The sequence below is a fragment of the Aureisphaera galaxeae genome, assembly GCF_028561275.1.
Taxonomy (GTDB): domain Bacteria; phylum Bacteroidota; class Bacteroidia; order Flavobacteriales; family Flavobacteriaceae; genus Aureisphaera; species Aureisphaera galaxeae.
Genome location: NZ_JAQQTF010000004.1, coordinates 968252 through 990657, shown reverse-complemented (window position 1 = coordinate 990657; position 22406 = coordinate 968252). Strand labels below are relative to the sequence as shown.

The 22406-nt window shown below is 40.6% G+C and carries 19 protein-coding genes; 17 read left to right on the top strand and 2 right to left on the bottom strand.

What is annotated here, in order from left to right:
- The first annotated feature begins 87 nt into the window (after positions 1–87).
- The 8 genes from POV27_RS09785 (at position 88) to POV27_RS09750 (ending at position 11438) form a co-directional block, all read left to right on the top strand.
- Positions 88–1737, top strand: a complete 1650-nt coding sequence (locus POV27_RS09785) for a hypothetical protein (RefSeq protein WP_272862574.1) — start codon at positions 88–90, stop codon at positions 1735–1737.
- A 509-nt stretch (positions 1738–2246) separates the two neighbouring features.
- A complete protein-coding gene (locus tag POV27_RS09780) occupies positions 2247–3914 on the top strand; it encodes a patatin-like phospholipase family protein (RefSeq protein ID WP_272862573.1) in 1668 nt (555 codons plus the stop codon).
- A gap of 118 nt (positions 3915–4032) precedes the next feature.
- Complete coding sequence (locus tag POV27_RS09775; RefSeq protein WP_272862572.1) at positions 4033–6117, top strand: flavin monoamine oxidase family protein; 2085 nt, start codon at positions 4033–4035, stop codon at positions 6115–6117.
- A 284-nt stretch (positions 6118–6401) separates the two neighbouring features.
- A complete protein-coding gene (locus POV27_RS09770; RefSeq protein WP_272862571.1) occupies positions 6402–7373 on the top strand; it encodes a helix-turn-helix domain-containing protein in 972 nt (323 codons plus the stop codon).
- A gap of 103 nt (positions 7374–7476) precedes the next feature.
- Entirely contained in the window at positions 7477–8583 is a 1107-nt protein-coding gene (locus POV27_RS09765; protein WP_272862570.1) for a nuclear transport factor 2 family protein, read from the top strand.
- 124 nt (positions 8584–8707) lie between these two features.
- Entirely contained in the window at positions 8708–10147 is a 1440-nt protein-coding gene (locus tag POV27_RS09760; protein WP_272862569.1) for a metallophosphoesterase family protein, read from the top strand.
- Between the two features lie 249 nt (positions 10148–10396).
- Complete coding sequence (locus POV27_RS09755; RefSeq protein ID WP_272862568.1) at positions 10397–10873, top strand: hypothetical protein; 477 nt, start codon at positions 10397–10399, stop codon at positions 10871–10873.
- Complete coding sequence (locus POV27_RS09750) at positions 10860–11438, top strand: hypothetical protein (protein WP_272862567.1); 579 nt, start codon at positions 10860–10862, stop codon at positions 11436–11438. Before POV27_RS09755 ends, POV27_RS09750 begins: the two co-directional genes overlap by 14 nt.
- 10 nt (positions 11439–11448) lie before the next feature.
- Here POV27_RS09750 and POV27_RS09745 read toward each other — a convergent pair whose 3' ends face one another.
- Positions 11449–12342, bottom strand: coding sequence for a LysR family transcriptional regulator (locus tag POV27_RS09745; protein ID WP_272862566.1), 894 nt, complete (start codon positions 12340–12342; stop codon positions 11449–11451).
- A 127-nt stretch (positions 12343–12469) separates the two neighbouring features.
- Between POV27_RS09745 and POV27_RS09740 the strand changes: the two genes are divergently transcribed.
- Entirely contained in the window at positions 12470–13174 is a 705-nt protein-coding gene (locus POV27_RS09740; RefSeq protein WP_272862565.1) for an aspartate/glutamate racemase family protein, read from the top strand.
- Positions 13175–13352: 178 nt separating this feature from the next.
- The gene (locus POV27_RS09735) at positions 13353–14174 is read left to right on the top strand and encodes a GNAT family N-acetyltransferase (RefSeq protein ID WP_272862564.1); all 822 of its coding nucleotides are present in this window, start codon (positions 13353–13355) and stop codon (positions 14172–14174) included.
- Positions 14175–14246: 72 nt separating this feature from the next.
- Here the strand turns inward: POV27_RS09735 and POV27_RS09730 are convergent, their stop codons facing one another.
- Positions 14247–17054 carry a TonB-dependent receptor gene (locus POV27_RS09730; RefSeq protein ID WP_272862563.1) on the bottom strand — a complete coding sequence of 936 codons (2808 nt, stop codon included), beginning with the start codon at positions 17052–17054 and terminating at the stop codon, positions 14247–14249.
- Positions 17055–17367: 313 nt separating this feature from the next.
- Here POV27_RS09730 and POV27_RS09725 point away from each other — a divergent pair, with 313 nt between their 5' ends.
- The 7 genes from POV27_RS09725 to POV27_RS09695 all read left to right on the top strand — a co-directional run bounded on the left by POV27_RS09725 (position 17368) and on the right by POV27_RS09695 (position 22406).
- The gene (locus tag POV27_RS09725; RefSeq protein ID WP_272862562.1) at positions 17368–17793 is read left to right on the top strand and encodes a MarR family winged helix-turn-helix transcriptional regulator; all 426 of its coding nucleotides are present in this window, start codon (positions 17368–17370) and stop codon (positions 17791–17793) included.
- Entirely contained in the window at positions 17790–18320 is a 531-nt protein-coding gene (locus tag POV27_RS09720) for an NADPH-dependent FMN reductase (RefSeq protein ID WP_272862561.1), read from the top strand. The genes POV27_RS09725 and POV27_RS09720 overlap by 4 nt, the downstream gene beginning before the upstream one ends.
- Positions 18321–18360: 40 nt before the next feature.
- Positions 18361–18777 (top strand): hypothetical protein, encoded by a 417-nt coding sequence (locus tag POV27_RS09715; protein ID WP_272862560.1) that lies wholly within the window; start codon positions 18361–18363, stop codon positions 18775–18777.
- A gap of 63 nt (positions 18778–18840) precedes the next feature.
- Complete coding sequence (locus tag POV27_RS09710; RefSeq protein WP_272862559.1) at positions 18841–19566, top strand: isochorismatase family protein; 726 nt, start codon at positions 18841–18843, stop codon at positions 19564–19566.
- Positions 19567–19671: 105 nt separating this feature from the next.
- Positions 19672–20346, top strand: coding sequence for an NUDIX hydrolase (locus tag POV27_RS09705; protein WP_272862558.1), 675 nt, complete (start codon positions 19672–19674; stop codon positions 20344–20346).
- Between the two features lie 120 nt (positions 20347–20466).
- Positions 20467–21480, top strand: a complete 1014-nt coding sequence (locus POV27_RS09700; RefSeq protein ID WP_272862557.1) for an SPFH domain-containing protein — start codon at positions 20467–20469, stop codon at positions 21478–21480.
- Positions 21481–21482: 2 nt separating this feature from the next.
- A complete protein-coding gene (locus tag POV27_RS09695; RefSeq protein WP_272862556.1) occupies positions 21483–22406 on the top strand; it encodes an NAD(+)/NADH kinase in 924 nt (307 codons plus the stop codon).

The window sequence follows — 22406 nt, the reverse complement described above, 5'->3', positions numbered from 1 at the left end:
TGAAGTAAAATTTACCCTTCAAAAAGTGTAACAATTACCTATAAAAATCTATCTAATATTAGATAGATCATCAATCAATCAAATATTATGAAAAAACTAATCCTCCTCCTCGTGGGTTGCTTGGCTTTGCAGGCAACCGCTCAAAGTTCATTTACGGCCCAACAGTGGCAAGAAGACCTAAAATTCCTTCAACAGACTGTTCATAAAGACTATTCCTTTCTCTTCAAAAAAGTAACGCAGGAAGAATTCGATACGGCGGTCGATCAATTTCACAAAGACATTCCCAATTTAGAAGAGCATGAGATCAATGTAGGTTTTGCCAAGATCATTGGTTTGTTCAAATACGGCCATACCCGATTGGGAATAAGCAACAATCCGATTCCCTTCAGTCAGTTACCCATTAACCTGTATGCTTTCTCAGACGGGGTATATGTACAAGGAATTCATAAAGACTACGAAAAGGCATTGGGAGCTAAAGTGATAGCAGTAGGGGACATGCCCATAGAAAAGGCTATGGAAGCGGTGTACCCTGCGGTTCCTGTTGAAAATGAACAATTCTTCAAGGCATACGGATTTCTATATTTAGTAAGTCCGCAGGTATTGCACGCCCAGAAAGTAATCCCTCAAATGTCAGATACCGTATCGTTAACCTTTGAAAAGGATGGAGCAACTTTTAAAATGCCGCTTCAAGCGCTTCCCTTAGGCGAGTTGGTACCAAAAAGCTATGGTTTTGTACAACAAAAAGGAGATTGGCTGGATGTACGCGATCAGAGCAAAACGCCTTTGTACCTAAAGAATTTGGACAAGATTTATTACTTCGAACATCTTCCCGAAAAGAAAGCGGTATACGTACGTCATAGTCAGATTCAGGACGAACCTAACGAACCCACTCCAGCTTTCTATTCGCGTTTATTCGACTTTATTGAAGAGAACGACGTAGAACGTCTTATTCTAGATGTGCGTCTTAACGGTGGTGGAAATAACTATAAGAACAAAGCCGTGGTAACGGAGATCATCGCTTCCGAAAAGATCAATACCGTAGGTAATCTGTATGTTATATTAGGGCGTCGTACTTTTTCTGCCTGCCAGAACCTGGTAAACGAATTGGACAATTATACCAATGCCATTTTCCTAGGAGAACCCACGGGAGAGAACATCAACTTTTATGGGGACAATAATCTCGTAGAACTTCCCAACACCAAATTACCGATATATCTTTCTTTCGCTTGGTGGCAGGACAAACCCCAATGGGAGAACAAGCCTTGGTTGGCACCGCACGTTGCAGTGGATATGAGCTTCGAGCAATATAAGAACAACGAGGATCCGGTCTTAGATACATGCCTAAACTTCTCGGACAACAATTTCATTTTAGACCCTATGCAGTATATGACCGATCTGTATATGGCTGGGGATCAGGAAAAACTTTATAAAGAGGCTTCTAGAATGGTAAATGATCCTTCGTATCGATTTTTCGACTTTGAAGGAGAACTTAATAGAGTAGGGTACAATCTATTGGGCCGTGGGCAACATCAGGATGCTTTGGCCGTATTTGGTTTTGTTTCCCAGTTGTTTCCAAATTCTGCCAATGCTTGGGACAGCTTGGCCGAGGGATACTTAACCATAGGGGATAATACCAAAGCCAAGGAATTGTATCAGAAAGCGTTATCTATGGATCCTGAGGGTAATGTAGGGCGTAATGCCACCAAAATGCTAAAACGTATAGAGCAAGGTCATTAAAAGAAGAATCCCCCGCCTGAATGGTGGGGGATTAAAGAAAAATTTAAAAAGGAACGTTTGGCTAACGGTGAATGGCATAGCTGCTAGCTCTAGCAAGCTCTACCAATTTTATGTTCCATTCCTTAAATTTTTCTTTCCAGAAAAGTAAAAATTTCTTCATACACGTATATTTTGAAGTTTAACAATCTCTATACCATGAATAAGGAGTTTGTTCTTCTTTTTGACAAGAAATGCGGTAGGATAAAGGGCTTACCCTAGCAGGTGTAGATTGTATTGATGGTGATTTGAAGCGTTATATAAATGTACGAAATTTCTGGTTAAGTGATGCTCGTTTTCAGCGAAAATCGTTGAAGTGTAGGGAATTATCTTTTAACGGCATTAACTATTTCCTATTAACCTTATAGAGATACTGTATAATTATCATTTTTCTTTCTCTTATAACAAAATTAACTTGCATAGGCTTCTATTCTTCGTAATTTTATACCTCTCCCCACAAAAAGCCTACTACCGTGAAGAAACAATCGACAAAAGATCCTAAATTAGTTCCATTCGATGGTATTGGCCTCTGTTTTAGCGGAGGTGGATACAGAGCTACCTTTTTCGCCCTTGGGGTGATATCCTATTTACACCGAATTCAGTACAAAAATCAGTCCCTACTCAGTAAAGCCCGAGCAGTAAGTTCGGTAAGTGGAGGTACCTTGCTGGCAGTGGCTTATTCTAAAGCAGCGCAATCCCCAGATTTTGATTTCGCCAAATTCTATTCGGGGTTTTACAATCAATTCACCCCAGAAAATGACACACTGCTTAAAGATGCTGTAGATAAATTGGAAAATCCCAATGTTTGGAAACAGCATAGTTACAAGAAGCAGAGTATCATTAACGCCTTTGCCTTGACCTATGCCGAAATGGATGTTTTTAAAGGTGGTTTCGGCGTATACGACCATGATGACAAAATAGAACTCAACAATGTGTGCTTTAATAGTACCGAATTTTCATTCGGATTGCCTTTCCGATTTCAAAATCATGGCATATTTGGCAATAGTCCATTGCGTAATGAGCATTCGGATGATTTGAAATTCGACGTGCAGTTGGGAGACATTGTGGCTTCTTCGTCCTGTTTCCCCTTAGGTTTTGAGCCTTTGATTTTCCCAGACGATTATTTCTCCGATCATAATTCAGAAGCTTATAAAGCCTTGAAAAGTGAAACCTACTTTAAGGAAGGTATTGGGATTATGGATGGTGGTATTGCCGACAATCAAGGGATTGAGAGTATGATCAACATCACGAAGCGAAAAGGAATGAAAGACCGTTTCAATTTATTGATCGTAAACGATGTAGCCAGTTATAAAATGGTTCCATGGGCTCCCGATAACGATCCTGTGAGGAATAAGAAATCCTTACGAACCACGCTTAAGAGCATCCTCAGTTACTTTAAGGTGAAGTGGTTCTATTGGTTGATACTGGTTATTGGTATCGCTCTGTTGTTTTTAAATGGTCAAGGAATGTTCGGGGAAGGGCAAATTACGGCCTTATACATTGTAGGAGGCCTATTAACAGGAATAGGTGTTGTTCTAGTGATTTTGGGTACGATACTGGCTTCGGTTAAGAACAGCGCCTCCAATTGGATTACGAATTTGATAAAGAAGAATGTTCCGGAAGTATTGTTGAATGATGTCCTCAGTTTTCAGAATTTGGAAGTAGGCTTGGTAAAACGTATGCTCACCGAACGATTAACATCAGGTGCCAAAATGATCAATGATGTTTTTTTGAAACAAATACGCCGACTTAACTATGATATGCTTTACAATGAAGAAAGCCTGGATGACAAGCGAATTACTTCGACAGTATATCAGTTAAATGGCGAGAAAACGCCTTACGGCAATAGTGCTCTAAACAAAAAGATACAGCCAAAACCCAGCAAATCCTTAACACATACTGCACTGATCGCTTCGCAAACCCCAACGACCTTATGGTGGGACGAAGAGGATATCAAGGTGAATAGAATGGATTCGCTTATTGCTTGTGGCCATTTCACCACTTGCTACAATCTATTGGACTATGTAATCGATCTTCAGAAAAAGGGATACGAGTCCGAGGAACTCACAGCACTTCGAACAGCCCTCACGGCAGATTGGGAAGCGCTTAATAAAGATCCGATGGCCTGGGTGAAACCCTAGAATTACGGCATTTCCATTCTTAAATTAGGTATATATACTTATTGGGTTCCCATGGGGTTTTGGATAAGTTTGTTAGATGCAGTTTGCAATACTAAACCTTAAATAAAAACCTAGTACCATGAGTTATCTTTCATTTAAACCGGGCCCATCGCAAGGGGATTCCGGTTCTAGAAAACGATCTACCAAACCCCAAGGATCCGTTAAAAAAGCATTTTCCCAGTGGATTCTTGAGAATCACGGGCAAAACCTTAATAAAGAAGTTAAGCGGCAACGTTCCCTTAAAAAGGCAATGTATACGCCAACAACGGATCAAGCGACCGTTGGAATTATAGGAGGTGGGTTTGCCGGACTGTACTCCGGACTTATTCTTCAGTCTTTAGGAATTGAATGCGAAGTGTTCGAAGCTTCCGATCGTGTGGGTGGTAGGATAGATACTTGGTATTCTACAGAATATGATCCCAACGATCCAGATGCTGCTGGACTTTACGGAGAAGTTGGAGGGATGCGTGTTCCTCAGTTTTCGGCAGATATGCTACCCGTGCAACACCTAACCCTTGCTGTGAATTCTGTGTTGAAATACAACGGAATGGAGGACAAGATGGTAAAATGGCGCAAGTTTTACTACAATTCAGATGTACAGCGACTGCGCTATAACAATATGCCTGCTCCTATTACTGCTGCCGAAGCTCCTTTAAACTCCTTGAACTTTGGTATTAACGAAGGTGGGGATTTAGACATGGTATGGGTGACCGAAGTGAAGCCTGAAAAAGGAGACCCCTACTTGCCTATTAATATGGTATTGGATAAAGTAAACGAGAAGTTTTTGAAGAAAATAGACGAGTCCTTTTCCGAAGGGTTTGAATACTTAATGCAGTTTGATCATTATTCCATGTGGGCCTACCTTACCAATGTGTTTACCTTGGGAGAACTTGGAGAGTACTACGATCCTGCCATGGGAGAAAAAACGGACAACCTTCCGTACAATGTCGCCAGCTATCTGGAAACCCTCAATGTAGGAACGGGAATGTATTCGGTTTCCTTTGTTGAAATGGTGATCGCAGTGTATGATTGGAATGGTAGTAAGAACACCTATGATCCCAAAGACCCCAATATCTACATGGTAACGGTAAATGACGGAATGCAGCATTTTCCAGATGCCTGTAGGACAGTATTGAATTTGGAAGAAGGAGTTCGGGTAGAAGATGGATATTGGGCGCAACAGATCATAGGGATGATAAAGGGAACCAATAATGCTTATGGATATTCCCCACCCAACCTTACGCCTGCCGCAGAGCCGCCAAAGTCAGTACCCAAAGCAGAAGCCAAGAATCCTTCGCCAGGTACTCCTAGTAGTCCAAAGCAGCGTGTGTTTATGCAGCATCGCGTTACCTCGGTAGACTATGATGAAAAGTTATTCGATGGACATGGAGGAATGAGCTTAACGATACAAAGGCCTTTTGGAGAAGGACTTGCAGTGAAGTCTTATCCCTATGCAATTACCACATTGCCCAATGGCAATTACTTAAATGGACAATTGAAAGCGAACTTCTTCGATAAGCTTTCATTCTCTAAAGCCAGAGCCATTCGGGAAAGTAATTATATGCCTTCCTTTAAAGCGTTCATTACCTTTAAATCCCAGTTCTGGGCCAAATTAGGAGAGCGTCAGGACAAAGGACTTGGGGTAGGAACTTCGGATCGATCCAATCGCCAAATTGTTTATCCTTCTTATGCATATGACGCAAAGGGTGGAGTACTGCAGATCTATTGCTGGGCTCAGGATGCCGAACGCATGGGTGCATTGTCCGACAAGGAACGCGTAAACGAATGCCTGAAAGGAATTGCCTATCTATATCCCGAAGTGAATGTGTACGATGAATTTGCAGGCTATGATCCGGAAAGAACGACGAAAACTTGGTTCTGGGATAACCATGCAGGCGGTGGTGCCTTTGCGCTATTCGCTCCAGGGCAATTCAAGAATTTATATCCTACATTATTAACGCCAGAATTTAATGGTTGTCTCAACTTTGCCGGTGAATGTTGTTCTGTGCATCATGGATGGATTGTAGGGGCATTGGATTCTGCCTACAATGCAGTATTGAATATCTTAGAACAAATGGGGGCTCAAGATAAAATCGATCAGATGAAGGCCACATGGGGTGAGCTTTTGGCTCCGGATGTTAGTGCCGACGAGATGTTTACATAAGTAATAGCATTAATCTTTCATTATGAGGTGATATCGGTTAAAAACGGTCGTTGGAAAGGAACATATTGTAGAGGATACTTTCAATGACTTAATTCGATATCCCATCGGGAGAAGTCGTGTGCGGTAAACCACCGTGCACTACTTTTCCCACTATGAAATCACCTAAAAACAACATAATTTTACCATTTACGGATATGAGAAATTGATATCTTTGATATTCCATGGATATTGATGCTCCCATCCTTTTTTTTCTCAGCGCACTGGGAGTCTTTAACGGCTTTCTTTTGAGTTTTTATTTGCTGTTTTTCAGAAAGAAAAACAGGCTGCCCAATTATTTTCTAGGCCTTCTCATCCTTATGCTAAGCATACGTATTGGTAAATCCGTGTACATGGTTTTTAATGAGGACCGTGTGCTTCTGTACCTGCAAATTGGACTGTCTGCCTGCTTTTTAATAGGCGTTATGCTCTATTATTACATAAAATCACAATTGGAGAACTCGAAGAAGGTGCCCATCTCTTGGAAACTCCATATTGCAGGGCTCTTATGCTTTATTGTAGTATTGGGTATGATATATCCTTATGAGGTCTATCCTGAACTCTGGAGAAGCTATTCAGCTCGTTTTATCTATGCAGTTTGGGGTATTTACCTTGTGTTATCGGGTTATATGATTCGCTCTTCTATTCTAAAAATATTCAAGAAAGGACAAGCTTTCACCACGCAAGAACTTTGGTTATTATTGGTCTATACGAGTACCCTGCTTATTTTCATTGCCTATAATATCGGAATGTACCGTTGGTATATTACCGGAGCGCTTACTTTTTCCTTTGCGCTGTACGGTATTATCTTTTTTCTACTTCTGAAAAAGAATCGGGCTATTCTCTTTCAGGATCCTCCCGCTAAGTACAAAGCAAAGAAAATTGAGACTTCGGAAGCGGACGAAATTGTACATCAGTTAGAGGTAATAATGAAGGAAAAGGAACTTTTTATGAATCCAGACATGAAACTAAAGGACCTCGCTAAGGAAGTACAGATTTCGTCCCATAAATTGTCGCAGTTGCTCAATGATAACTTGGGAAAGAGTTTCAATCACTACATCAATGAATATAGGGTTGAGAAAGCCAAGGCGCTTTTAAAGGAAGAAAACCCCTATACTTTGGAAGCCATTGGATTTGAAGCGGGGTTTTCTTCGAAATCTTCTTTTTACAGCATATTCAAAAGGATTACTGGGATGACACCTTCCGAATTTAAGGAATAAAGTGCTCCAAAATTATAATCTTGGAGGACTGGATTATAATTTTTGAATTCATTTCGGGATGGGTTTTAGAAGTTTACCAAAACTTTTAAAAACGTTCATCACAATGAAAATCAGAATCCTATTATTCTTACTGTTCACTTCATGTTCCCTTTTAGCACAATCCGCCCAAGAATCCATCACCAAAACCCTTCAGGATTACATGCAGGGGAGTTCCTATAACCAAAAGACACAACTGCGCAGTGCTTTTGCCGAAAATGCAACGCTTTATTTAACCGTTAGGGAGGAATTCAAACAACTTTCAGCCGATGAATATGTAAGTTGGTTTAAAGGCGAATCGGGTACTTTTAATGGCAGAAAAGCGAAGATCCTATCCATAGATGTGTCCAAGGATATTGCTACCGCTAAAGTTGAAATCCTAATACCTCAAAGAAAATGGCGTTTTATCGATCTTTTTCTTTTGAAGAAGATGGAGGGTAAAACCTGGAAGATTATTTCGAAAACTGCCACACGCGAAGATTCCTCCAAAAGTGGAGATCACGTTCTCTTTGTGGTGTCGAATGCCCAATTTTATGGAGATTCAGAAATGAAGACAGGGAATAGCTTTTATGAAATAGTAAAAGCCTATGACACGTTCGTTCAAGCGGGATATCATGTAGATTTTGTGAGCCCAAAGGGAGGCGCTATTCCCGTAGCCTATGTAGATACTTCCGATGAGACCAGTAAACGGTTACTGTACAATAATGATTTTATGTATGCCATTAAGCATACCTTGAGCCCCGAGGAAGTTGATTATTCCTTGTACAAAGCCATTCAGTATATAGGTGGTGGAAGTTCCATGTTTGGCGTACCAGAAAATGAGAACATACAGCAAATAGCAATGGATATCTACGAGAAAAATGAAGGTATCGTTTCTTCCGTTTGTCACGGGACAGCAGGAATTGTAAATCTAAAAACGAAAAGTGGAAACTATTTGGTAAACGGTAAGCGGGTAAGTGGTTATCCCGATGCTTTCGAACATAAAGATAGGGCGTACTACAGTACCTTTCCCTTTAAGATCACCCAAACCATAGAAAGTCGTGGTGGGATATTTAAGCACTCCCCGAGAAATACCGCTCATGTTGAGGTAGACGGGCGGTTGGTAACCGGACAGAATTGGTTGTCATCCACTCCTGTGGCCAAGGCCATAATCGAAATTCTTGAAGCGGATTAAAGCATCATAACCATGACCTAAAAGCGATCTTTAAAGAGGTCGCTTTTTTTTATAAAACACGTATAAATACGTATTGTGTTATTGTTTGTTAATCAAGAAATTAGAGGGTATAAAACGCAATGTCATGGAATTATTCAATATAGATTCGAATATCAAAGACCTTCTTAATGATGTCAATGAAAAGCTAGAAAGTGGTTTAAACAAGGAGGCAGATTTAAGCACCGGGAAAAGGAATATAGAAGGATTCTGGCAATACTTGGTAACGTGCGAGAGTTACTTTTTGAATGGTGATTACAAGGAGAACTATCATCATGACTATGAGAATATGACTGCCTTGTATTTCCTGAATGAGCTCATTGATAAAAACCTTCTAACAAGAGCATTGCGCGACGTTCTGGGAATTCCTCCCAGTAAGATTACCACCGAAATGTTGGAAGAATGGTCGGATGGTTGGGTAGCAGGCGATGGGACACTGTATGTGATTTCTAAATACTGCCAACTAGATGTAGGCTGGTTCCTATCCTTGGGATATTATATCCTTTATAAAGTATTGCCCTTCCTCATCCATCCTTTCGGAACGAATCCCGAGGGAAAAACTAAAGTATCTAATAATTCAATTCCCCCTTCAGCTAAAATTGCCATTATTGGCGATTGGGGGACGGGTATTTGGAGTGACGGGGAAACACCTAAATGTCCGTCCCAATTGGTTATGGAGGGGGTTATTTCTGAAGACCCCGATTATATCATCCATTTAGGCGATGTGTATTATGCAGGGACCAAGGGGGAAGAAACAAGCAATTTTCTAGAACGAATTCCTTTAAAGTATAAAGGGAAATTCTATACCATGAATAGCAATCATGAAATGTACGATGGCGCCAATGGGCTCATGAAAAACACATTGAAAGATGCTCGTTTTACCCATCAGAATCAGACAACCTACTTCTCCTTTGAAATTGGAGAGTGGATTATCGTAGGACTGGATTCTGCATATTACGACGAAAGTCCCTTGTACATGGATGGTATTATCGCTACCAAGCATGGAGGACAGGAACAGCTGGAATTTTTAACCAAAGCCTACAACTCAGGGAAAAAGGTCTTTTTGTGCACTCACCATAATGGAATAGAAGTGGACAAGAACGGACCGAAACCCAATAACCCAATGTGGGATCAAATATTAGGAGCAACTGCACCCCATATTCCAGATGTATGGTATTGGGGACACGTACATAATGGAATTGTATACAATGATAATTTATCCATCTACGGTGAAAAGAAAACTAGGGATGGCAACGGGCCGCTTATGCGCTGTTGTGGCCATGCCTCCATTCCCTTTGGCAATGCACCCTATCTTCAGGATCTAATTAATGGCCCTAATCCTGAGGTGTTGTACTACAGTCACACCAAAATGCCGCCTCCTTTGGATAAACAACAACAGTTGCGGGTTAAAAACGGTTTTGCCATTGTAGAATTAAGTGGGGATCAAATTACCGAGACTTTTTATGAAGTAGCCATCAAGGATGGCAAATTTGAAAAGACACAATGCTGGAGCTCCGCACCCGCCTAACCTCTAAAGCAATATTCATAGGGAATTATGATATATGGGGAAGCCCAAAAAAATGTTCATAGCTTCTGTTTATTGAACATGTGGTTATAGGCCCCAGAAGGACTGTTTCTTTCTGGGCCTATTTAATTTTGAATATCACTGGTATCAAAAAAAGGAACAACTACTGCAAAATTGCTCTAGGTATTCATATTCTGGTTATCTTTTACCTAATTATTCCGGCAGGAATTTTATGAGCCTAAAATTATAAAGATGAGACTATTCCAGTATTTGATATTGTTTCTCGTATGCCATGCAGGGATTGCCCAAACATTTTTCGATAAGGTGGAGGGATCCTCTTGGGAGGGAAGTGGAACCCTATTTGGTAAGACTGCCCATTTTACCATGCATTGGGAAGCTGCTTTAAATAATACATTTATCAAACTTGAATTCGAGAACGGTTTTGAGGCCTCCGAGGGAAAGATGCAAACCATGCAGGCACATGGTTATTATCAAATTGCACAGGATGGCAGTGTTTCTGGTACTTGGTTCGATTCTAGAGGGGTCCGCTTGCCTTTAATTGGAAGTATATCGTCGGATACACTCGAAATATTTTGGGGCGATGCATCTACCGAACAGGGAAAGACATTATACCGAATTGAAAATGGTATAATATATGTGGAAGATTTCTATAAGAACAAAGAAGGAAAATATGTGAATTTTGGAAATGCCACGTATGAAAAGAAATAGAAAACAAAACAAGAAGCACAGTACGATTTCAATTTTTTTTCCACTCATCTCAGTAATTGGAATTGCTATTGTTTTCGCTCTTTCTTCCTTTTACGAGAAAAGCTGGTCGTACAATTGGAACGGAATTCGAATGCAAATTAAAGATAGTGTACAAGTGATGCAATACGGGAGTGTTTCGGGACCTTATATCGGGATTGATGGAAGAAGGTATAAGCTTTACGATACAAGGCGCTGGATACAGAAAAATGCTACAATTTCTGAATTAAAACAACTTACCGAATTTCCGAATGGGACGATAAAAGCGATCGCATACGAAGCACTCGTTCGTAAAAGAAACTTTGAACAAAGAACCGATTATTTAATAAAAGCAATAAAGGATACAGAATATTCAGTGCCTTATCAGGCTGGTTGTGTGGGTTATATGATACCCCAAGGCGACTATTTAATCGATATTGTTTTGAATCTGGATGAGAAACTGATGCCAAGACTAGAATGGCAGGCAGATTCAGGTTTTAGTGAAAGCGAACGGTTGCGAATACTTTGGGCCTACACACAAGTAGAATAGGCAATGTAGCTTATTCGGTATCCAAAAAATCCTCTTCAATGTTGGTGATGAAATCATGGATATAATCCTTATTTCTTTGAGACGTTTGGACCACCAAATAATGTGTGCGCTTTAAGCCATTCTTACCAATTCTTTTGAAAACGATATCCTTGGGCAAAGTGAAAGAAGCTAACTGCCATTTGGGAGCGCACATGATCCCCATATTAGCATCTATGAGCGAAAGTGTGGCCTCTGTGAAGGGAATAGCAGATATCTTAATAGGGTTCACTTTATCGCGTTTCAGGAAATGCTCATATACCCAAACACCTTCTATAGGGAAGGAATTGATAAGCAAGTGCACCTTTTCAAAATGACCCGCCTCCAGATAAGGATGTTCATTCAGTGGATTTTCCCGATGCATCACCGCAAAAATTTCATCCTTGTGGATCTGCGTGCTAGTAAGGGCTTCTGCTTCGGGTTGGGAGGTGACAATCGCAATGTCTATTTCGTTTGATAGCACCTGTGAGATGATGTGCTGCGTAGATCCTAAGCTCAGGTCAATGTCTATCTCTGGATAAAGCATCCCCATTTTCTGAATAAAGGCAGGAAGGGAATGAAAAAAGGATTGGCATTCGGCACTAAGTTTTATGGAGCCTTTGGCCCCTTCCTTAATTTGTTTTATGGTTCCAAAACCTTCATCGATGGCACTAAATAAAGTATTCGCCAGTTTGTATAATTCCTTGCCTTCTTCGGTTAATTCCCAATTGTTTCGGGTTCTATGAAATACCTTAAAACCCAAACGTTCTTCTAAATCCTTTAACTGATGACTTAGGGCAGATTGGGTTAAAAACAAACGCCCCGATGAGTTGGCAATGCTACCTTCCTCGGCGATGGTTTTTATAAGTCGGAAGTATTTCAATTCCATAGTACAAAGGTACAATACTCACCCTTGGGATGTAGTTGAAAAATTTTCAACCATAAAATTTCAACCTTCAATTACAATGCTGGTATACTGAGGTTTATGGATTTAGTTTTGTTCCAAAATAAGAAGCATGCAACAACAAACAAAGGTTATTGGATTGATAGGCGGGATGGGATGGGAATCTTCAAAATTGTATTACGAACGAATAAATCATGCCGTAAACGTAAAACTTGGGGGATCTCATTCGGCTAAAATCATACTGGTTTCGGTAGACTTTTCCGAAATCGAACGGCATACCTCTAATCGAGATTGGAAAGCCATAGAACGCATCATGGTGAAAAGTGCCCAGCAATTGGAAAGGGCAGGGGCAGATATGGTGTTGTTGTGCACGAATTTAATTCATTTGGTAAGTCCCGCTATTATAGCGGATATATCGATTCCCTTTTTGCACATAGCCGATGCCACGGGACGAGCTATTGCCAAGAAACAACTTAAAAAGGTCCTGCTTCTAGGTACGAAACCTACTATGGAATTGGACTTCTACACCTCTGTTTTGGAAAATAAATATGACCTAGACATCACCGTCCCCAATCCTTCGGACATGCAAATCATTCATGATATCATATATGGTGAATTGCTGAAAGGTGTTTTTACGGAAACATCCAAACAGAGGGTTATTGAGATGATTCAAAATTCAAAAAGCAATGGTATAGAAGGCGTGATTATGGGATGTACCGAATTACCCATGCTTGTACAGGCAGAGGATATTTCAATCCCACTATTCGATACTGGACAAATTCACGCGGACCAAGCTGTTGCCTTTGCCCTAACTTAAAAAGATATTATTATGGAAACTATTTGTTTAGATCATTGCAAATCCTACAAAAAAGAGACGAATCCTTTTTTTAGAAGCTTATTGGAAAAATACATTACCTTAACAAGTACATATTTGTTTTACGATTCTAATAAGTGTTCCAATAATGATTGCAACCCTATAATATTTCATAAATAGAATGAAGATAAAGAGCTTAGACACATTGCCATTCGCCTCACTTATGGATTGCTTCCTAGTGGCTTTTGCCAATTATTTTGTCAAAATGCCTACGGATCATGATTTCTACGAAGAACGTTGGAGAAGGGCCAAGGTAAGTTATGCGGATTCCTATGGAATGTTCGATGGAGATACCCTGATAGGCTTTATCATACATGCTATCGATACTCGGAACGGGGATAGGATTGCCTTCAATACAGGTACAGGAGTAATTCCCGAATACAGGGGGAAGCGTATTGTACAGCAATTATATGATCATTGTATCCCCAAACTGAAGGAAAAAGGAATTTCCCTATGTGCCTTGGAAGTCATTACCGAAAATGAAAAAGCTGTTAAAGCATATGAGAAGGTAGGTTTTTCGATTACCAAGCGCTACAAATGCTATGGGGGAACCTTTCAGGTAGGAGCGGAGCAACATGATTATGTCCTAAAAAATGTAGACGCTTCCCATTTTTTGTGGGAAACACTCCATCAGGAAAGCTATTCCTGGGATAACCATATAGAGACCGTCCAAAGGGGATCCTATGATTATTATGTGATCAATTCAAATGGAAAAGAAGCGGCCTATTTCATTTTAGAACCAAATAGGTGCTACGTAGCGCAATTCGATGTTTTTGAAGATACACTTCAGAATTGGGAGCGGCTTTTTTCGGCCATTCAAGGTATTTCGGAAGAAATTCGAATTAATAATGTGGACGAGCAACTGACTTCAAAAATTAATTTTCTGAAACACATTCAATTGAAAAATACCGTGGATCAGTTTGAAATGGAAATGCGTTTATAATCTACTGTAAATAAAAAACCCTCCTTCGCATGAAGCTCCAGAGGGTTTTGATATAATTAGAGGGAAGGCTAATTAATTATTGATGGTCCAAGATAGGTAGTATACAGATCCTACCAATCCCGTACCGAAAGCGGTAATATATTCGTCTTGTAATAAGTTAGAAGCACCTAATTTGAATGTAGATTTCAAGAAACTAGGAACTTTGTAGTTTATTTGCGCATCCACTACATGGAAAGCAGGTACTTGCCCTGTTCCGAAGGTAGCTTCCCACAGATAGGTGTCGCTCCATCTCCAAGCTACATTGAACCCAAAGTTTTCGAACAAATCTGTACTTCCTAAAGTGGCTTTTACCTTATGCTCTGGCGTGTTGAAAGAGGTAAGGAAATCTGGGTTTGCCTCACGATCAAAATCCAATTTGGCATAAGTATAATTACCAGAAAGATCGAATTTATCGGCAATACGCATTGTCAATCCAATAGAACCACCGTAGGAGTTTACTTCGGCATCTGTGTTGGTATAAGTTTGGAAAGCCTGGAAGTCACCATTTGCCAATGCAGCAACCGCTACAGGAACTCCATTAGGCAGTGCCTGTGTTAAACCTACATCTCCGTAGAAAGGAGTTACAACCGTTTCATTGGTAATGAAATCTTCGTAGCTGTTGTAGTATCCGCTCAAGTCTACAAGTAATTTGTTATCGAACAACTTACCACGATATCCCAATTCTATGGTAGATACCTGCTCGGGTTTTACAGCTTCTGGATTGGACACCACCAATTGCGTTGGATCTCCTGTCGCAGCAAATACTCCTACAGAGTTGGCAGAGAAGGAATTGTTATACGCTCCCGTACCGTCTAACTGTAGTTGAGGAACCCCCAAAATGGCTTGTCCACTGGCACTTAAAGGATACGTACGAACATCCATGGCAGGGTTACCTTCGGCACTACCTACTAAAATGGCACGCCCTACATCCAATCCGATAAATAAATCCTGAGTTGTTGGGTTTCTGAAACCAGTTTGGTAAGAAGCCCTAATATTGTGATTCTCGGCAATGGTGAAACCGGCGGCTACCCTTGGAGAGAAGAAACCATCGAATAATTCAGACTTATCGTAACGGATAGATCCTGTAAGTTTTACATCTACATTATCGGAGATCGGTAATTTCTTTTGAATTTGGGTATACAATCCCACTTCAGAGTAATCGATAGGTCCATCACCATCGGTGTAAATAGTACCCGAAGAATTTAGTCGGTATCTTCTATACGATCCACCCACTTGTACTTCGGCAGCATCCCAAAGGTGTCCGAAGTTATAGTTCCCATCCGCATGGTAGTATCTTGATTCGTCTTGGAATCGAGATCCTTCATTCAAATCGGGATTACTAATACTGTTATTGAAAGCAGTGTTGAATTCTTGGGAGCCTGGCTCAAAACGTCCAGTATCGGCTGTTTGTCGTCCTAGGGCATGAGCTTCAGTTTCCGAAAGACCTGCCAAAGTTCCCTGTACAAAAGCACCAACATATTGCCCGAACCACGTCTGATCGTCTTTCCATGCGCGGTTGATGTTAATTCCGGTAAATACCATGTCATAGGAGTTTCCTGCTTTGTCAGGAACAACATATCCTCTTAAAAAGAAATTGTCGTTACGGAATTCAAGTTTATGCTGTTGTTGGAAGAAGTTGTCGATACGATAGCGGTTGGCACCTTGATAAATGGTTTTTCCAGTACCTACTTTACCTTGGTATACAATTTCGAAATCATCCTCCCAAGGGCGGTAGTACAGACCCCAATCGGCTTTTACGCTTTCTGCGTCATAGTCGGTAAGATCTCTTTCATCATATCCTGTTCTACTAACGTCTATAGCAGGTACTAATGCATCAGCTCCTGGAGGAAGTGCTCCAATCGCTACCAAGGTTTCGGCTACACTTCTAATATTCGTGCTTACCTCATCCCCGTATACGTTGATTCCGTCATAATCGGTGGCAGAACGGTCGATACCGCGTTGTAATTTATCTTCTGTATTGGTAGCAAACCAATCGGTTCCGACCAATAGACCGAAATTCACTTTGGCCGCGAATTTATTACTGAATTTATGTGCTGCACGTATGCCTACATCGGTATAATCATTGTTTCCGGCAGCTTCCTGGGAAGTAATCCCTCTTTTAACCATGATGCTTAGACCTTGGTGATCGAAAGGATTCTTACTCGTCATAAAAAGAATACCGTTAAAGGCGTTGGCTCCATATAGGGCGGAGGCGGCTCCTGGAAGAATTTCCACACTCTGTACGTCGGGCTCTATCATTCCCAAAAGGTTACCCAGAGGGAAGTTAAGGGCGGCGTTGGAGTTGTCCATTCCATCTACCAATTGCAGGAACCTATTGTTCGCAAAGGTGGAGAAACCACGGGTGTTGATGGACTTAAACGTTAAACTGTTGGTATTCATATCGATTCCCTTCAGGTTTTCGAGTCCGTCATAAAACTCGGCAGAAGCAGAATTCTTTATTTCCTGAATACCATAGCGCTCTACAGTTACAGGGGATTCGAATAGGCGTTCTGGTGTTCGGGAAGCAGAGATTACTACTTGGTCCAGTTCACTACCTTCTTGTAATGTAATGGAAACACTTTGGTTGTTTTGGGTAATCTGTACCGTAGCGTTTTCGTAGCCAATGCTACTTATTTCTAGCTCAAATGGGGGATTCTCTTCTACGGTTAGGGTAAAACTACCATCAGCATTCGTTGCGGTTCCAACGTAAGTGCCTGAGACTATTACGTTAGCACCAAGGATAGGTTCGTTATCTTGACTGGTCACATTTCCGGTTACAGTTGTTTGGGAATAGGTGGTTCCCACCATAAACAGAAATAAAAAAAACAAAATTCTTTTCATGTCATCAAGTTTAGTGGATTGTGTGGTTGTTGTTCTCATATTTTATGCATGCATAATATAAAGGTGTTTAACCTTCTGGATTAGGGGAAATTGGTTTTTAGTTGTCGTAAATATATAAATCCTATTCAAACAATAGGGTAAATTCCTACATCTATTGCTATTTATGATTTGGTGGGGCCGTTGCTCCAAGGTAAAGAAATTTATCAAACAAATTGATATAATGGTAATTAGCTTTTAACATATTACTAACAAAATACAGAGTTAAACATAGATAAAATTCATTATATTTGTACCTACAAATAATGTAGGTGTTATGAATTATTATTATGAGGCTATTTTTGAGATTATTCGAACCGGGCATTGGATAACGGATTCTGTGTCTAAGGATTTACGGGAATTCGATATTTATGAGCCTCAATTCAATGTACTCCGTATTCTAAGAGGAGCCAAGGGGAAGCCCGTATCCGTAAATACTATATTGGAAAAAATGGTACAACGTTCCAGCAATGTAACTCGAATAGTGGACAAATTAACTGCCAAAGGATTGGTAGAACGTACCTTATGTGAAGCTGATAGAAGGAAGATGGACATCATAATTACCGAAGCAGGTTTAGCGCTGTTGGAAAAATTGGATGCCAAGGTAAACGAATTTCACAAGCCCATGATGAATAACCTGAATCAAGAAGAAGCAGAACAATTAAAACGACTTATACGTAAACTAAAAGGAAAAGAAATATGAAAAAAATAGTTGCCCTAGGCGGAAGTAATAGTAAAAACTCTATTAACAAGACCTTGGCTAGCTACGCGGCTAGCTTGGTGGAGAATTCGGAAGTGGAGGTGATCGATTTAAATGATTACCGTCTACCATTGTACGGAATCGATGAAGAAACGGAAAATGGCATCCCCGAAGATGCACGTAAACTTGATGCGCTTTTGTCATCTGCAGATGGACTGGTCATCTCCTTGGCAGAGCACAATGGTTCTTATAGTGTGGCCTTTAAAAATGTATTCGATTGGTTGTCCAGAATTGACAAAGAGGTATGGAAACAAAAACCCATGCTGCTCATGGCCACATCTCCCGGAGGAAGGGGAGGGGTTACTGTTCTTCAGGCAGCGAAAATGTCGTTCCCTTATTTGGGAGGAAATATCATTGCCGATTTCTCGCTGCCCTCATTTCACAAGAACTTCTCGGAAAATGCACTATTGGACGAAGCATTGAAATCGGATCTTGACGGAAAAATCGATCTACTGAAGGAAGCTATTTAGCGTGGTCTACAACATAAAATTATCCATATTAATTTGTTTTATGAGTATTATGAATGTAACAGCACAAACAATAAATTCTAATACGGATCATTCCAAGAAAAGCATTCTCGCAAGAGGTTGTGATCCGTATCTATCGAATCAATTCGCAAGGATGATCCCTCCCCGTATTGGAAATGCCCATTATGTCCCAACGACCAATGATGAGGATTTTATTGAAAAACTGAAATCCAAGCAATGGTCCATCATATATTTCGCCCCTGGAGCCTGTAGGTTTAGTGCGGCAAAGAAACAGATTCCAGGAGGTAATACCGATACTGCTGGATGGACTCTAAAAGAGTATAAAGACTTGATTCTAAAACTTCAGGGCTCTGATGTACGGATAGTGGAAACTACACAGGAAAGTGAGGCCATTGCCCTATTGAACGTAGCGCTTGAAGGAGCGAGAACCACAGAATGATTTTTTTTAACAAAATTATATGTACCTACAAATAATGTATAGGTTAATAAATTAACAATAGATATGACAACAAAAAGAAACCTTAAGAAAGTATCCCTAGCGGTAATTGCATTGCTTATAATGTCTTTGGGCTATGCCCAGAAACCTGGGGAGAACTATATTCCGAAAGATCCCAAATTCGATAATCTTTTAACCTCCGAGAATACAGTATTGTTGGTGATCGATTTTCAGGAGGAAATGATGGGTACGGTAAGAAATATCGAAAGAGATGTGCTAACGAATAATACCCAAGCCATTATTAAAACGGCACAGGTGTTTAACATCCCTATTATTGAAACTACTATTGGTGTTGGCATTGGAGCCAATGAGTCGACGTTAACCGAGTTTAAGGACCTCATGCCAAATCTAAAAAACATTGATCGTATATCCCTTAATGCCTGGCAGAACCGTGAAGTGATACATGCAGTTGAAAAAACAGGACGAAAAAAGCTAATCATTACCGGACTTTGGACGTCGGGTTGCCCAACGTATACGGCTCTCGACGCCATACAAGCAGGGTATGAGGTATACATTCTCACGGATGTCATGGGAGATGCGACCATAGATGCTCACAACCGAGCCATTGAAAGAATGGTGCAAGCTGGAGCTATACCTTTTACCTGGGAAGGTGCTGGAGCCGAAATACTAAGGGCCTATATTCACCCAAATGCCATGCAATCTGATAAAGTGGAAGGCGGATTTGTGGGAATAATGAAAGAGCATTTCTACCCATTTGCTGGTAAGTATTAATGAATTTATAAAAAGGGCGTTCCGTAAAACGCCCTTTTTTTGATCTGGACCAACATATTGGATTAACTATAATTTTATAACTTTGTGTATCCTATACACATATTAATGAAGCAATCCATAAAACTTACGGTAGATGCAGTGGTATTCGGTTATGAAGAAGGGGAGATCTCCGTACTTCTCATAGAGCGAAAATACGATCCCCATCAAGGTGCATGGGCCATCCCTGGAGGTTTTGTACTGGAAGGTGAGTCCTTGGAAGATGCGGTAGAAAGGGAACTACGGGAAGAAACCGGAGTACGAATTAATTATCTGGAGCAGCTGTATACCTTTGGAGCGCCCGAAAGGGATCCGCGGGGTAGGGTAGTGACGGTAGCGTATTTCGGGTTGGTACGCCCTACGGCCTTTCAATTAAAAGCTTCTACAGATGCTAAAGAAGCGCAGTGGTTTAATATAAAGGAGTTACCAGATCTAGCTTTTGACCATGACTATATCCTTACCGCTGCCATTAAACGACTACAGGGGAAGATTACCTATGAGCCCATAGGGTTTGAATTACTGGACCAGAAATTTCCGTTTTCGGATTTAGAAAAACTATATACTACGCTATTGGGAAGACCCATAGATCGCCGAAACTTTCGGAAGAAGATCAAAGGGCTGTATATATTGGACGAACTTCCCGAAAAAGTGTCCAAAGGCTCCGGAAGACCCGCTCATTTATTCCAATTCAATAAAGAAAGGTACTTCAAGCTGAAAAAAGAGGGTATCATCTTCGAAATTTAATTTACTGATATTCAACAACAAAGAATGTTTTGTGTAAAAAAGACACAAATAAACTTGGCAATAATTTCATTTCATTTTATATTTGTGTAATAAATACGCAAATAACTAAATTTTTACGTCATGTTTGGAATCAGTTATATCAAGTTCGATTCGATGAATTATGTCATCCATTACAAAAATGGTAAGGTGAAGCGCGAGGGGAGAGGGTTGTCCTTCTTCTACTTCACGCCTAACTCTTCCATTGTATCGATCCCAATTCAGAGTGACGATTTTCAATTCGTCTTTCATGAAACTACCAAGGATTATCAGGAGGTAACCTTGCAAGGACAGATTACCTACAAGATTCAGCATCCAAAGCAATTGGCAGAGACGTTGGATTTCACGGTAAATCACAAGAAGCAATACCTGAAGAATGATTATGAAAAGATACAGCAACGTATTATTAATGAGGCCCAAACGGCCAGCGCAGGGATCATTCAGCGGTTGAGCCTTAAAGATGCCCTTAGGAAATTGGATGAGATTGAAAACGAAATTTTCAATAGCCTTCAAACTTCCAAAACTGTTCAAATGCTGGGGTTAGAGATTCTTAGTGTGAATGTGCTAGGGGTAACGCCCAATCCTGAAATGGCAAGGGCTTTAGAAGCTCAGACACGTGAGTCGCTTCAAAAAGAAGCTGACCAAGCGATCTACGAGCGACGCAATTTTGCTGTAGAGCAGGAACGAATGATTAAAGAAAGTGAATTGAATACAGAGATTGCGGTCGAGGAGAAACAGAAGCAGATCGTAGAAAAGAAGATGGAAACCGATGTGGTAAAACAAGAGAACGAACAGGTGCTACAGGAAATGGAAATGGCTTCCAGTATCTCCTTGGAGGAAAAGCGCAAGGAACTGATCGATATTAAGGTGACCAACGAGAAGAAAGAGGCTGATGTGAAAGAATATGTGTTGAATGCTTCTTTGAAACCTTATAAGGAACTCGACTGGAAAATCCTGATGGCGATTTCCAATACTGGGAATGACCCAAGTAATAACATTGCTTTGGCTTTTCGGGAATTGGCCGAAAATGCCGAAAAGATTGGAAACTTGAATATTTCTCCAGAATTATTGGAGTCCATAATGAAAAATAAATCCTAATCATGGAATTTGAAAAGGTCATCATTATAAGGGATAAAACTAGGCTTGAGCAGCTTATAGAGCGATTTAATTCAAAAGCTCAAGCCCGGTTTTACCTAGAACGTACTGGAGGGGATTTTGAGTTCTACGAAAAGGAGCATCAGATATTCTACAATTCCCTTAGGCAGGTTCAGGATTCGGTTTCAAACGTATTGAAGCATAAGGTGATCGACCGTTCGTTTTTGCCTACCTATATTTTCACCGAAAATGACTTGATTGTGGTGCTAGGACAAGATGGTTTGGTAGCAAATACAGCAAAGTATGTAAATGGATTGCCTATTGTGGGTGTGAATCCCGATCCGAAACGCTATGATGGTATTTTGTTGAAATTTCAACCCAATAAAGTAGGATCTGTAGTAAGGCGAATGGTGAAGGGCGGATATGAGATTGAAACCGTGACCATGGCGAAGGCAACACTCCAGGATGGGCAAACCCTTTTGGCATTCAACGATTTTTATATTGGGGCAGATTCCCATGTCTCGTCACGCTATACGATTGAGTTCGAAGGGAAGAAGGAAAGACAGTCTTCCAGTGGTATTTTGGTATCCACCGGAGCAGGTTCTACAGGATGGCTGAGTTCGGTATTCAATATGGCAAATAACATTCAGGGGCATTATTTCATGGACCGCAGGGAATGCAAAACAACTTTGAATTGGAGGGATGATAAGTTGATCTTTGTGGTCCGTGAGCCCTTTTTAAGTAGGATGTCCCAAACGGGAATCGGTTTTGGTACCATCAATAAGGGACAAACCCTAAGGATAGAATCGCTAATGCCTTCAAAAGGGGTTATTTTTAGTGATGGAATAGAATCGGACTTTTTGCAATTCAATTCAGGAAGTATTGTGGAAATTGGTATTGCCAAAGAGAAAGCTAATTTAGTAGTATAG